This is a genomic window from Streptomyces sp. Y1, from assembly GCF_041053115.1.
In the GTDB taxonomy this organism is placed as follows: domain Bacteria; phylum Actinomycetota; class Actinomycetes; order Streptomycetales; family Streptomycetaceae; genus Kitasatospora; species Kitasatospora rubellomurina.
On the sequence record NZ_CP163445.1, the window covers coordinates 4237486 to 4249871 of the forward strand.

Annotated in this window: 13 protein-coding genes; 6 read left to right on the top strand and 7 right to left on the bottom strand. The window is 75.4% G+C overall.

Going from position 1 to position 12386, the window contains the following annotated elements; genetic code table 11:
* Positions 1 to 41 precede the first annotated feature (41 nt).
* From AB2U05_RS18100 to AB2U05_RS18110, 3 genes are all read left to right on the top strand, one after another.
* Positions 42 to 749 carry an RNA polymerase sigma factor gene (locus tag AB2U05_RS18100; RefSeq protein ID WP_045708762.1) on the top strand — a complete coding sequence of 236 codons (708 nt, stop codon included), beginning with the start codon at positions 42 to 44 and terminating at the stop codon, positions 747 to 749.
* Entirely contained in the window at positions 746 to 1771 is a 1026-nt protein-coding gene (locus AB2U05_RS18105; RefSeq protein WP_369183731.1) for a hypothetical protein, read from the top strand. Before AB2U05_RS18100 ends, AB2U05_RS18105 begins: the two co-directional genes overlap by 4 nt.
* Before the next feature lie 442 nt (positions 1772 to 2213).
* A complete protein-coding gene (locus AB2U05_RS18110; RefSeq protein WP_369183732.1) occupies positions 2214 to 3791 on the top strand; it encodes a protein kinase in 1578 nt (525 codons plus the stop codon).
* Positions 3792 to 3949: 158 nt separating this feature from the next.
* Here the strand turns inward: AB2U05_RS18110 and tatA are convergent, their stop codons facing one another.
* From tatA to AB2U05_RS18130, 4 genes are all read right to left on the bottom strand, one after another.
* Positions 3950 to 4231 carry a Sec-independent protein translocase subunit TatA gene (gene tatA / locus AB2U05_RS18115; protein WP_045697158.1) on the bottom strand — a complete coding sequence of 94 codons (282 nt, stop codon included), beginning with the start codon at positions 4229 to 4231 and terminating at the stop codon, positions 3950 to 3952.
* Between the two features lie 195 nt (positions 4232 to 4426).
* Positions 4427 to 4996: an isoprenylcysteine carboxylmethyltransferase family protein gene (locus AB2U05_RS18120; RefSeq protein ID WP_369183733.1), complete on the bottom strand. Its 570-nt coding sequence runs from the start codon at positions 4994 to 4996 to the stop codon at positions 4427 to 4429.
* Between the two features lie 114 nt (positions 4997 to 5110).
* Positions 5111 to 5746 carry a class I SAM-dependent methyltransferase gene (locus tag AB2U05_RS18125; RefSeq protein WP_045697163.1) on the bottom strand — a complete coding sequence of 212 codons (636 nt, stop codon included), beginning with the start codon at positions 5744 to 5746 and terminating at the stop codon, positions 5111 to 5113.
* A gap of 299 nt (positions 5747 to 6045) precedes the next feature.
* Positions 6046 to 7644 (bottom strand): MFS transporter, encoded by a 1599-nt coding sequence (locus AB2U05_RS18130; RefSeq protein WP_369183734.1) that lies wholly within the window; start codon positions 7642 to 7644, stop codon positions 6046 to 6048.
* Positions 7645 to 7767: 123 nt separating this feature from the next.
* Here AB2U05_RS18130 and AB2U05_RS18135 point away from each other — a divergent pair, with 123 nt between their 5' ends.
* Positions 7768 to 8358, top strand: coding sequence for a TetR/AcrR family transcriptional regulator (locus AB2U05_RS18135; RefSeq protein ID WP_045697168.1), 591 nt, complete (start codon positions 7768 to 7770; stop codon positions 8356 to 8358).
* Between the two features lie 65 nt (positions 8359 to 8423).
* Here the strand turns inward: AB2U05_RS18135 and AB2U05_RS18140 are convergent, their stop codons facing one another.
* On the bottom strand, positions 8424 to 8741 hold the full coding sequence (locus AB2U05_RS18140; protein WP_045697170.1) for a hypothetical protein: 318 nt from the start codon (positions 8739 to 8741) through the stop codon (positions 8424 to 8426).
* A 113-nt stretch (positions 8742 to 8854) separates the two neighbouring features.
* On the opposite strand from AB2U05_RS18140, the gene AB2U05_RS18145 reads away from it, so the two are divergent.
* On the top strand, positions 8855 to 9121 hold the full coding sequence (locus AB2U05_RS18145; protein ID WP_045697172.1) for a hypothetical protein: 267 nt from the start codon (positions 8855 to 8857) through the stop codon (positions 9119 to 9121).
* 64 nt (positions 9122 to 9185) lie between these two features.
* Here AB2U05_RS18145 and AB2U05_RS18150 read toward each other — a convergent pair whose 3' ends face one another.
* A complete protein-coding gene (locus tag AB2U05_RS18150; protein ID WP_045697174.1) occupies positions 9186 to 10343 on the bottom strand; it encodes an acyl-CoA dehydrogenase family protein in 1158 nt (385 codons plus the stop codon).
* A 200-nt stretch (positions 10344 to 10543) separates the two neighbouring features.
* Between AB2U05_RS18150 and AB2U05_RS18155 the strand changes: the two genes are divergently transcribed.
* Positions 10544 to 11704, top strand: a complete 1161-nt coding sequence (locus tag AB2U05_RS18155; RefSeq protein WP_369183735.1) for a TetR/AcrR family transcriptional regulator — start codon at positions 10544 to 10546, stop codon at positions 11702 to 11704.
* A 143-nt stretch (positions 11705 to 11847) separates the two neighbouring features.
* Here the strand turns inward: AB2U05_RS18155 and AB2U05_RS18160 are convergent, their stop codons facing one another.
* Positions 11848 to 12171: a hypothetical protein gene (locus AB2U05_RS18160; RefSeq protein WP_369183736.1), complete on the bottom strand. Its 324-nt coding sequence runs from the start codon at positions 12169 to 12171 to the stop codon at positions 11848 to 11850.
* Positions 12172 to 12386: the final 215 nt, after the last annotated feature.

The following is a 12386-nucleotide window of genomic DNA, read 5'->3' on the forward strand; positions in this document are numbered from 1 at the left end:
CCGAAGACCCGCCACCGGGCCGGGCCGCCACCGAAGCCGAGTTGACCGAGGCCGTCCTGGCCGCCCAGGCCGGGGACGAGGAGGCCTTCCGGCTGCTGTTCCGGACCGTCCAGCCGGGCCTGCTGCGCTACCTGCGGGTGCTGGTCGGCGGCCGCCCGGAGGACGCGCAGGACGCGGAGGACATCGCCTCCGAGACCTGGCTGCAGATCGCCCGCGACCTGAGCGGGTTCTCCGGCGACGGCGACGGCTTCCGCGGCTGGGCCGCCACCGTCGCCCGGCACCGCGCCCTGGACCACCTGCGGGCCCGGCGCCGCCGCCCGGTCGCGGACCTGCCCTTCGAGTACCTGTCCGAGCTGGCCGCCGGGGACGACACGGCGGGCAGCGCGCTGGCCTCGGTCGGCACCTCCGACGCACTGGCGCTGATCTCCCGGCTGCCGCAGGACCAGGCCGAGGCCGTCCTGCTGCGGGTGGTGATGGAGCTCGACGCCGAGAGCGCCGCCCGGGTGCTCGGCAAACGGGCGGGCACCGTCCGGATGGCCGCCCACCGGGGCCTGAAGCGGCTGGCCAAGCTGCTCGGCCAGACCGGCGTCGGGATCCCGGCCGCTCGGACGGGTACGGAGGACGCGCCGGATCCGGCCGCGGACCCCGCCCGGGACGGCTCCGGGACCTCCGCGCGGAAACCCGCGAGAAAAAAATCTCCGCAAGGTGTGACGGAACACCGGGCCGCGACGCTGAAGGACATGAGATGAGCACCAACCGACCCCGTCGGATCGACCGTGATACCGCCGAGCAGCTGCTCGGCGGTGCCGTGGGCGGCCCGTCGGCCGGGCAGGGCGCCTCGCTCACCGGACCGGACGGCGGTCCCGGGCAGCTCGCCCGGGTGCTGGCCGCGGCCGCCGCTCCCGCGACGGCCGGTGAACTGGCCGGGGAGGAGGCCGCGCTGGCCGCGTTCCGGGAGGCCCGTCTCGCGCCCCACCCCGTCACGACCACCGCACCCGTCCGGAGACGACCGATGGCGACCGCCACGCTGGCCAGGGCCTTCAGCACGAAGGCCGCTGCCGCCGTGCTCGGGGCCACTGCGCTGTGCGGGGTCGCGGTCGCCGCCGGGACGGGCAACCTGCCCGGGATCGGCGGCGGCACGCCCGAGCCGGCCCGCACCCTCGGGACGGACGGCGCCTCCGCCGCCGGTTCGGCCTCCTCACCCACCGGCGGCTCCGCCCACGGCGCGTCCGCACGTCCGCCCGGCACGTCCCCCTCGGCCGGAGCGCAGGCGCTCGTGCCGACCCCCGGCTCGCCCTCGGCGGACGGGCACGGCGCGGGCCACCCGGCCGCCGGCCCGCTCGCGGACCTCTGCCGGGGGTTCGTGGAGCGGACGGGCAAGGGCGAGCACCCGCTACGGGTGGCCGCCGACCCGCTGTTCGCGCAGCTGGTCACGGAGGCGGGCGGTGCCGACAAGGTGGCCGAGTACTGCGCCAAGGCGCCGGACCGGGCCGGCCAGGACGGCCACCAGGGTGCCACCGGCCAACCGCACGACCCGGGCCGGACCGGCTCGGGCTCCGGCGCCGGAAAGGGCGGCGACGGCCAGGGCGCCCAGAACGGCGGCAACGCGAACGGCGGGAACCAGAACGGCGGCGGCGCGAACGGCGGGAACCAGAACGGCGGCGCCGACAGCAAGCCGGGCGGCCACGGCGGCGCGACCGCACCGGCCCCACCGGGCGGGCCGACCGTCCGCCCGGGCAAATCGGACGATCCGAAGTCCGGAACGTCCTGAGACACCCCCCAGAACTCCGGATGGGCGGCGAGCGAATCCCCCCGGGCTCGCCGCCCATCCGGACCGCACCACCCGCAGTACCCGCACCACCCGCACCACCCGCACCACCCGCAGTACCTGCGCACCGCCCGTGCGCAGGACCACCCGAAGACTCCGGGTGGCCGGTCGGCTCCCCCGTGCCCGCCGTCCACCCGGCCGGCCCCGGCCGGACCGGCAGGCGCTCTCCCCGGACGCGCCGCCGGCCCGGCCGGCCCGGAAACGTGCGGCCCGCCCTCCCGCAGTCAGGGCGGGCCGCACACCCCCGTGCCGGCGGCCGGGGGACCGCTGCCCGGTCCCCCGACCGCCTCCCCTGCTCGCGGGGCGCCTCCCGGCGGGGCCGCTATCGTGCACAGGTGCACGAGGCGGCCCGAACCCCGGGCAGCGCACGTGAGGGGAGCTCCAGGTGATCGGTCGGGCGCTGAACGGGCGTTACGAACTCGTCGAGATACTCGGCGTCGGCGGCATGGCCACCGTCTGGCGCGGTGTCGACCGCGTGCTCGGCCGCCAGGTGGCCGTCAAGGTCCTCAACGGCGGCCTCGCCGACGACCCCCGCTTCGCCGAGCGGTTCAGCCGCGAGGCGCAGCACGCGGCCATGCTGGTGCACCCGAGGATCGTCATGGTCTTCGACTCGGGCGTGGACCAGGGCACCCCGTTCATCGTCATGGAGCTGGTCCACGGCCGTTCGCTGGCCGCGGTGCTGGTCGAGCAGCCGACCCTGCCGGTGGAGCGCGCCGTGGGCATCGCGGCGGCGGTCTGCGAGGCGCTGGCCGTCGCGCACGCGGCCGAGCTGGTGCACCGGGACATCAAGCCCGGCAACATCATGATCACCGACGACGGCGGGGTGAAGGTCGTCGACTTCGGCATCGCCCGGGCCGGCTCCTCCAACAACCTGACCCAGACCGCCAGCGTGCTCGGCACCGCCGCCTACCTCTCGCCCGAGCAGGCCACCGCCTCCGCCCTGGACGGCCGCACCGACCTGTACGCGGTCGGCTGCGTGCTGACCGAGATGCTCACCGGCGAGACCCCGTTCACCGCCGAGACGCCGGTCGCGATCGCCTTCAAGCACGTCAGCGAGCAGCCGGTGCCGCCGTCCTTCCGGCGCCCGGGCCTGCCGCCGGCGCTGGACGCCGCCGTGCTGCGGCTGCTCGCCAAGAACCCCGCCGGGCGCCCGGCCGACGCCACCGCGGCGCGCGCCGAACTCCTCGCCACCGTCCCCGGGTTGATGGTCGGTGACCCGACCGCCGAGCTGCTGTCGACCACCGCCGCGCCGACCCGGGTGCTCCCGCCGGTCGCTCCGCCGCAGTCCCCGTTCGGGCCGAACCCGGACCAGCAGCACACCACCCTGCTGCCGCCCCAGCCGCCGGCCGCCACCTCGGTGATGGCGCCGGTCCCGACCGCGCCGGCGGCCGTGCCCGTCCCGCCCGCGCGGCCCGCCCCGGCCGCGAGCAGCCGGCGCCGCAAGCCGCTGGTCATCGGGGCGCTGGGGGTGGTCGGGCTGGCCGGGGTCACCGCGCTGGCGGTCACCGCCTTCGACGAGCCGGCCGGGCACGCCGCCGCCACCCCGCCGCCCGCGAGCACCGCCGCCCGCACGCCCGGCCCGTCCGCGGCCGCGACCCCGGCCGCCACCGGGCCGTCCGCCACGCCGTCCGCCCCGGCGAGCGCGGCCCCCACCCAGGCCGTCCCGCGCAACCAGCCGGCGGCCCTGCAGCTCCAGTCCTTCCGTCAGGCCGTCGCGCAGACCCAGGTGGCCAAGGAACGGGACCGTCAGCTGGAGCTGCTGAAGGTCCTCGACGACACCGCCGCCGCCCTCAACGAGGGCAATCCGGACGACGCGGCCCAGAAGCTGAAGGGCGCCCAGAAGGTGATCAAGGACCTGGGCAAGAAGCACGCCATCGACGGCCCCACCTACGCCAACTGGAACGCCCGGCTGTCCGCCCTCTACGCGACGCTGCACACCGCTGGCGACTTCCAGGACGACTGACCCCGGCGGGCTCGGGTTGTCCACAGGCCTGTGGACAACCCGAGCCGTCCGGTGGACGGGTCGGGCCGGCCGCTCCGGGGCGTCCAGCGGAAAGGTGCGGCGGGAACGACGGAAGCCCCCGGCAGTGCCGGGGGCTTCCGAGGGGGCGTCGCGCGGACTCAGGCGGTCTCGGTGTGCTTCGCCTCGGTGGCCTTGGTCACGTTGGTCGGCGTGACGGCCGGGCGCTCGGCGGCCGGCTGCTGCGGCGCGGCCGTGCTCTGGGCGGTGCCGGCGTCGGCGGGGGGGTCGTCCTCGCGCATCGCCTTGGTCTCCGCCTTCAGGATGCGCATCGACTTGCCGAGCCCGCGGGCCATCTCCGGCAGCTTCTTCGAACCGAACAGCAGCACTACGACCGCCAGCACCACGAAGATGTGCCAGGGCTCAAGACCGTTCCGCAGCATCCCTGGCCACCGGTCCCTTCTTGTCTAGAGTCACGGGAGGGCTAGCGCCCGTGCTGGCCAGTATGCCTGTCCTTACCGACGAACGGATACACCGGCCGGGAAACGCTGGCTGAAAACCAGGTGCCGGGCGAATCGTCCCGGGGGCCGGGTCGGGCCCGGCCCGGCGGGCTCGTCGGCGCGTCGTCGCCGGTGTGATCAGTAGACGAACGGAACCAGTCGCTTCGACGCCCGCCGGTACTCCTCGTACTCCGCCCCGAAGGCCGCCAGCAGCAGCCGCTCCTCGGCGGCGATCCGCCAGCCGTACGCGGTGAGCAGCACCGCCAGCACCACCAGCGCCGCCGCCCAGCCGGCCGTGCCCAGCGCGTAGCCGGCCCAGACCAGCAGGCTGCCGCTGTAGCCCGGGTGCCGGACCAGCCGGTACGGGCCGGAGCGGACCACCCGCTGGGCGTCCACGGTGCGCAGGGTGCGGGTGTAGTACCGGCCCAGGGTGGTCATGCCCCAGGCCCGCAGCGCCAGCCCGGCGGCGATCAGCGCGACCCCGGACCAGCGCGTCCCCGTGGGCAGTTCGCCGATCGAGGCCCGGGCGCACACCACCACGGCCAGCACCGCCACGCCGTAGCCGGCCAGCAGCAGGCGGGTGGAGCCGCGGTCGCGCCCGTCGGCGCGCCAGCTGCCCGTGGCGGAGTCCTCCCGGTGGCGCAGCAGCAGCTCGTAGCCGGCCCAGCAGAGGACGCCGAGGACGGAGAACAGACTCGGCAGGGACATGGGGGGCTCCTGACGTCTCGGGGGAGCGGGTGCCCACCACGGTCCTCCCGCGCGGGCGCGGACACACGCACCCGGGGGTGGACCGGGAGGGGTCCACCCCGGGGTGGACGGCCGTCAGGCCGGGCGCCGGGCCAGCAGGTAGCCGCGCCGGGTCGGGGCCTCCTGCGGCAGCCCCTCCCGCTCCAGGCGGGCCTCCACGGCGAAGCCCGCGCCGGCGAGGAGGGCGGCCACCGCCCCGGTCTCCAGGTGGTGGAAGGCCACGTCCACCGGGTGGCCCCACCACTCCTCCAGCCGCTTCACCTCGGTGCCCAGGTGGAAGGAGACCAGCAGCACCCCGCCCGGCCGCAGCACCCGGTGCATCTCGGCGAAGGCGGGCGCCAGTTCGCCCGGTTCCAGGTGGATCACCGAGTACAGCGCCACCGCCGCCGCGAACTCCCCGTCCGCGGCGGGCAGCGCCAGCAGGTCGCCGGTGCGGAACCCGGCCTTCGGGTGCTCGCGCCGGGCCAGCTCGACCATCCGCGGCGACAGGTCGATCCCCACCACCTCGGCCCCCAGCCCGCTCAGCCACCCGGCCACGTGCCCCGGCCCGCACCCGAGGTCCGCCACCACCCCGCCGGCCGCCTCCTCCACCACGGCCGCCAACAGCGCCCGGTCCAGCGGCTTGTACGCCAGCTCACCCCCGATCCGCCCCAGGTACTCCTCCGCCACCGCGTCGTAACTCCCGCGCACCCGCCCGTGATTCGCCGTCATGCCCCCACCCTGGCACGCGGGGCGCGGCCCCGGCAGCCCCGGATCCGGCTCTTCCGGCCGTTTCGCAACTCCGCGTGCCCGCCGGTGGTTCGCGGCCGCACGCCCCCGACTCGGCGCGCTGGTCGAGGCCGCGGCGGGCGAGTGGCGATCGCCGCCCCTCGAACGGCCGCGCCCGGATCGCCGCCCCCGAACGGCCGCGCCCGGATCGCCGCCCCCCCGAACGGCACAGAGCCCCCGCCCGGGTGGGCGGGGGCTCTCGATGACTCGCGCGGATCGGTGTCGGTTGTTCGCCGACCGGGTCAGGCGGCGGCGGTCTCCGGCTCGGTCTCGGCGGTCTCGGCGGCCTCGGCGGCCGGGGCGGCGGGGAGGTGGCCGAGCAGGCGGTAGGCCAGCAGGCCGGCGCCGAGGGCGAAGACCAGGCCGACCACGGCGGCCACGTGCAGCCCATCGGTGAAGGCGCCGCGGGCGGTCTCCAGCAGGTCCGTGCCGAGCCGGCCGGGCAGCTGGGCCGCGGTGCTCACCGCGCCGCCGAGGGTGTCCTGGGCGGTGCGGGCGGCCTCGCCGCCGACACCCGCCGGGAGGCCGCCGTCGAGCTGGTGGCGGTAGACCGCCGCGCCGGCCGCGCCGAGCAGGGCGATGCCGAGCGAGCTGCCGAGCTCCACGGCGGTCTCGGAGGTGGCCGAGGCGGCGCCGGTCTGTTCGGCGGGGGCGGCGGAGACGACCATCTCGGCGGTCATCGTCATGGTGCCGACCGTCCCGGCGGCGAGCACGCCGGCCGCGGTGAGGATGAGCGCCAGCGGCGAGTGCGGGCCGACCTGGGTCATCATCGCGAAGCCCGTCGCGCCGATCAGGAAGCCGCAGCCCATCAGCACCGCCGGGCGGACCTTGCCGGCCAGCGCGGAGCTGATGCCGACCGACGCGCCGACGCCGACGCTCGGCACCAGGGACCAGAGCGAGGCGGTGAACGGGCTCATGCCCTTGACCAGCTGCAGGTACTGCGAGGTGAAGAGGGCGAAGCCCATCATCGCGAACATCGCCAGGGTGTTGACGCCGATCGCCCCGCTGAAGGTGCGGATGCGGAACAGGCTCAGGTCGATCAGCGGGTTCGCGGCGGTGCGCTGGCGCAGGTAGAAGGCACCGGCGAGGACCAGCCCGGCCGCGAGGGCGCCCGCGGGCAGCGGGTCCCAGCCGTCCACCGCGAGGGTCTTGATGCCGTAGACGGCCGGCAGGATCGCGGCGAACGAGAGCGCGGCGCCGAGCAGGTCGAAGCGGCCGATGGGGGTCCCCCCGGCCGAAGGCTGGGGGAGGGCGGGGCTGCGGTGCTCGGGGAGCAGGAAGGGCGCGCCGAGCAGCACCAGGGCCATCACGGGGACGGCGAGCAGGAACGCCGAGCCCCACCAGCAGTGGTCGAGCAGCAGGCCGCCGGCGACCGGCCCGAGGGTGGCGCCGCCGGTGAGCATGCCGCCCCAGGCACCGAGCGCGATCTGCCGCTGCTTGGGGTCGTCGAACATGGTGCGGATCAGCGCGAGCGTCGAGGGCATCACGGTGGCCCCGGCGGCGCCGAGCAGGGCCCGGGCGGCGATCAGCTGTTCCGCGCTGCCGGACCAGGCGGCCAGCAGCGAGGCGCCGATGAAGCCGGCGGCGCCGACCATCAGCAGTCGGCGGCGGCCGATCCGGTCGCCGAGGGCGCCCATGGTGATGAGCAGCCCGGCCAGCAGGAACGAGTACATGTCCATGATCCACAGCTGCTGGGTGCCGCTGGGGGCGAGCGTGGTGGAGATGTACGGGACGGCGAAGAACAGCACGCCCATGTCCATGGCGAGGACGAGGGTCGGGAGCAGGAGGACGGCGAGGCCGATCCATTCGCGGCGGCCGGCGCGGCCGGTGGTTGCGGTCATGAGGAAGACGGTACGCACGTGTCAGACGCTTGTCTAGTACGTACGTGTAAATCGATCGTGCAAGACGACCGTGCGAGACATGCGTCCGAGACAAGCGTCCAGGCGGGACGTAGGATCGGAGGCATGGGAAACCGCGAAGACCTGATGGCCGGCGCCAAGCGCTGCCTGTACGAGAAGGGCTACGGGCGCACCACCGCCCGCGACATCGCGACCGCCTCCGGTGTCAGCCTGGCCGCGATCGGCTACCACTTCGGCTCGAAGGACGCGCTGCTGAACGCCGCGATGATCGAGGCGATCGGCGAGATGGGGCAGTCCCTGGCCGCGGTGGTGATCGCCGCCAACCAGGTGTCCGACCGGCCGGACGAGCGGTTCGCCGCCGTCTGGGAGGGCCTCAAGGGCGTCTTCGTCGAACACCGCGGCCTGTGGGCGGCCCAGTTCGAGGCGCTGGCGCAGGCCGAGCACGCGCCGGAGCTGGCCGCCGCGCTGGCGGAGGTGCAGAAGGAGGGCCGGCTCGGCCTGGCAGCGCTGTTCCAGGGCCTGCCCGAGGTGGCGGACACCGAGGAGGAGCTGGCCCGCGGCGCCTTCTACCAGACGCTGCTGGCCGGTTACGTCGCGCAGTGGCTGGCCGCGCCCGAACAGGCGCCCAGCGGGCCGCAGTTCCTGCTCGGGCTGCGGCTGGTCAGCGCGAGTCTGCTGGAGCCGGCCGCGACCTGAGGCCGGTCGGGTGGCGGCGGCCGGGTGACGGCGGCCGGGCGGTGGCGGTCGGGCGGTGACGGCGCTCAGGTGGTGACGGCGGTCAGCAGCACCACCGAGTCGACGTGCGCCAGCAGCCCGTGCCGCTCCTGCGGGACGGGCTCGAGCCGCCCGGCGGGCAGCTCCAGCCGGTGCCCGGCGATGGTCAGCGAGACCCGGCCGCGCAGCACCTGGACGCTGCCCGCGGACGGCGGGTTGTGCTCGTCGAGCGCGGTGCCGGCGGTCAGCGCGATCACGGTCTGCCGCAACACGCCGTCGTGCAGCAGCAGATGGGCGCTGCGCCCGTGCGGGCTCTCGGCCGCGCGGGCGGCGTGCTCCACGGCGAGCTGTTCGAGATCCGGCATCGCGCCGCCTCCTCACCCACTCGGTGTGCCCAGGTTCGCGGACGGGCCGGTGCGGCGCACCTCGGCGACGGGCCCGAGGTGCGGCCCTCGCCGACTGCCCGCATCGTGGAGGCATGGCGACCAACGAGAGTGAATTCAGCGGGTTCCGGGTCAACCGCTCGCTGCTCGCCGGCGGCGCGGTGCTCACCGGCATCGGCTCGCTGCTCGGCGCGGCCGGGGCGACGATGGTGTGCGTGGCGCTGGCGATGGCCGGCCGCGACTGGATGCGCGGCCTGGAGAACCGGCCCACCGCCGTCGCCCAGCGGGCGCTGCACGAGGCGCGGGTGGCCTCCACGGCCGGCTGGGAGGCCTGGCGGGCCGAGCACGGTTCGCCCAACTGAGCGGCCGCACCCGGCACCCGCCGTCCGCGCGCAGGCGCCGTCCGCTTGCGGGCGGCGTCCGGCCCTACAGCCCCAGCGACTTGGCGATGATGCTCCGCATGACCTCGCTGGTGCCGCCGTAGATCCGGAACACCCGGTTGTCGGTGTAGAGCCGGGCGATCGGGTACTCCAGGATGTAGCCGTAACCGCCGTGCAGCTGGAGGCACTTGTCGATCACGGTGGACGCCGACTCGGTGCAGAACAGCTTCGCCGCCGCCGCGTCCGCCACGGTCAGCTCGCCGCGCTGGTACAGCTCCAGGGCGCGGTCCACCATCGACTGCTGCGCCACCACCTGGGCCTCGCAGTCGGCCAGGGTGAACTTGGTGTTCTGGAACTCGGCGACCGCCTTGCCGAACACCCGGCGGTCCTTGACGTACTGCAGCGCGAACCGCACCGCGGCCGCCGACGCCGCGTACGCGCTCACCGCGATCGCCAGCCGCTCCTGCACCAGGTTGTGGGTCAGGTAGGAGAAGGCCCGCCCCTCCTCGCCGAGCAGGTTCTCCACCGGCACCCGGACGTCGGCGAACGCCAGCTCGGCGGTGTCGGAGGTGCGCAGGCCGATCTTCTTCAGCTTGCGGCCGACCGTGTAGCCGGGCGACGTGGTGTCCACGCACAGGATGGACAGCCCGGCCCGGCGGTTCTCCGGGTCGTACGGCGAGGTGCGGCAGACCACCAGCACCAGGTCGGCCAGCACGCCGCCGGTGATGAAGGTCTTGGCGCCGTTCAGGACGTAGTGGGTGCCGTCCTCGGAGAGCCGCGCGGTGGTGGCGATGCCGGCCAGGTCGGAGCCCGTGCCCGGCTCGGTCATCGCGATCGCGGTCATCAGGTCGCCCGAGACGAAGCCCGGCAGCCAGCGCCGCTTCTGCTCCTCGTTCGCGTACTCCAGCAGGTAGGGCAGCACCAGCCCGGTGTGCACGCCGGAGGAACCGAAGGTCACGCCCGCCCGGGCGGTCTCCTCGGCGATCACCGCCTGGTACTTGAACCCGCTCTCGCCCGCGCCGCCGTACTCCTCCGGCACCTCGATGCCGTAGACGCCGAGCGCGCCGAGCTTCCGGTAGAAGTCGCGCGGCGGGTGGCCCTCGGTCTCCCAGCTCTCGTAGACCGGGACGACCTCGTTCGCGATGAAGTCCCGGATGGTCTCCCGGAAGGCCTCGTGGTCCTCGGTGAACACGGTGCGGCGCACGGCGGCGCTCCCTTCGGCGGAGCCGGCCGAGCGGGCCGGCGGGGGCGGAACGGGCCTGGTGATGGCCCCACAAGTTAATCCCGGGTAGCTTCCGCTGTCCAGGGTCGGCGGTCGGCCGTCCAGCCATGGCCGTCCAGCCGGGTGAATCCTTGCTAGCCTGCCGTCGACACCCGGTCGGACGGCAGGAAAGGGGGCTCGCCGTGGTGGTCCGACGCCCGCCCGGGCGACGCGCCGAGATCCTCGCCGTCGCCGCCGACCGCTTCCACCGCAGCGGCTACCACCAGGTCTCGATGAGCGAGGTCGCCGCCGGCGTCGGCATCACCGCGCCCGCGCTCTACCGGCACTTCCGCGGCAAGCCCGAACTCCTCGACCGCTCCCTCCGGGTGGGCCTGGACGCCCTCGCGGACGGGCTGCGCGGGGCCCGCACCACCGCCGACCTCGGCGCCGCGCTGGCCGCCGTCGCGGTCGCGCACCGGCCGCTCGGCACCCTGGTGCAACGCGACGCCCGGCTGCTGCCGCCGGCCCGGCGGGCCGCGCTGCGCCGCGAACTGCGGGGCGACGTCGCCCTGATGGCCGCCGTGCTGCGCGCCGAACGGCCCGAACTGGTCGCGGCGGACGCCGAGCTGCTCTGCTGGTCGGCGCTCTCGGCCTGCGCCGGGCTGTCCTACCAGTCGGCCGCGCCGCAGCCCCGGCGGGCCGAGGCCCTGCTGCGCGACCTGGTCGCGGCCGTCCTCGCGGTCTCCCTGGACGGGACCGCCGCCGAAGCCGTACCGGCGCTCCCCGAGGACGTGCCGCCCGGCCCCCGGCCCCGGGCCCGCCGCGAGGAACTGCTCGCGGCCGCCGTCCGGCTGTTCCACCAGCGCGGCTTCGACAACGTCAGCACCGACCAGCTCGGCGCCGCCGTGGGCATCTCCGGCCCGAGCGTGTACCGGCACTTCGACAGCAAGGCGCAGCTGCTCGCCGCCTCGCTGGTGCGCAGCCGCGAGCGGCTCTGGCACGAGGTGGACGGCGCGATCGCGGCCGCCGCCGGGCCCGAGCGGGCCCTGGCGGCGGGGCTGCGCGGGTACGTCGGCTTCGCGCTGCGCAACGGCGACTACCTGGGCGCGATGCTCAGCGAGACCGAGCGGCTGGCGCCGCCGGACCGCCGCGCCGCCGTCGACTTCCGGCGCGACTTCCTGCGCACCTGGGTCGGACTGCTGCGCGAGGTCCGCCCGGAGGACGACGCGGTGGCCGCCCGCATCCGGGTGCACGCGCTGTTCGCGCTGGTCAACGACGGCGTGCGGAACCGCCCGCACAGCGAACGGCCGGACCTCGGCGACTGCCTGCTGCGCCTGGGCCGCGCCGTGCTCGGACTGGGCTGAACACGCGAGGTCGGGCTGAACACACGAGGTCGGGCCGAACGCGGGAACGGGCCCGGCCGCTCCACCGGCGTGGAGCGGCCGGGCCCGAGGCAGCACCCGGGGGGCGTGGGCGCTGCCCGGCACGGGAGGGCCCGGGGCGGGCGCTAGTACAGGACGTGCGGGTAGTACACCCGGGCGTCGACGTTGCCGTTGCCCTGCAGGGCGCCGATGTTGCCGGAGTTCCCGGCCGCCGCGAGCCCGTTGTTCTGGTTGCTCGCGCCCGAACCGGTGGCGGTCTGCTGGGTGTTGACCAGGTTGCCGTTGACGGTGCCGAGGACGTTGCCGGAGCCGACGTTGCTGACCACGCTGCTGTTGGAGTGGTCGATCGCGCCGGCGCCGTTGTCGGCGTGCGCGGTGGCGGCGCCGACACCGACCAGGAGGAAGGCCCCGAGGGCGGTGACGGCGGCGGCTGCGCGGATACGGGACACGCTGGTCTCCCTGAAGTGGAGTGCGAAGGTGGCGCGATCCGGAGTGGCCGCTCCGTAGCGCCGTGGCCTGACGTCGCTCGTCCAGCATTCACCAGTGCCGTGGACGAACTCCACCGAACGGGTGGCATTTCCCCCGATGGTGGGGGGCCGGTCAATTCCCGATTGACCACGACCCGTCAGGAGCCCGGAACGACGGGAAGGAAAGAAATGGTCGC

Excerpts from the sequence above, each read along its gene's own strand:
- AB2U05_RS18145 (WP_045697172.1), top strand. The coding sequence starts at position 8,855 with ATGGCGACCAACGAGAGTGAATTCAGCGGGTTCCGGGTCAACCGCTCG.
- AB2U05_RS18120 (WP_369183733.1), bottom strand. The coding sequence starts at position 4,996 with ATGTCCCTGCCGAGTCTGTTCTCCGTCCTCGGCGTCCTCTGCTGGGCC.
- AB2U05_RS18105 (WP_369183731.1), top strand. The coding sequence starts at position 746 with ATGAGCACCAACCGACCCCGTCGGATCGACCGTGATACCGCCGAGCAG.
- AB2U05_RS18125 (WP_045697163.1), bottom strand. The coding sequence starts at position 5,746 with ATGACGGCGAATCACGGGCGGGTGCGCGGGAGTTACGACGCGGTGGCG.
- AB2U05_RS18135 (WP_045697168.1), top strand. The coding sequence starts at position 7,768 with ATGGGAAACCGCGAAGACCTGATGGCCGGCGCCAAGCGCTGCCTGTAC.
- AB2U05_RS18140 (WP_045697170.1), bottom strand. The coding sequence starts at position 8,741 with ATGCCGGATCTCGAACAGCTCGCCGTGGAGCACGCCGCCCGCGCGGCC.
- AB2U05_RS18130 (WP_369183734.1), bottom strand. The coding sequence starts at position 7,644 with ATGACCGCAACCACCGGCCGCGCCGGCCGCCGCGAATGGATCGGCCTC.
- tatA (WP_045697158.1), bottom strand. The coding sequence starts at position 4,231 with ATGCTGCGGAACGGTCTTGAGCCCTGGCACATCTTCGTGGTGCTGGCG.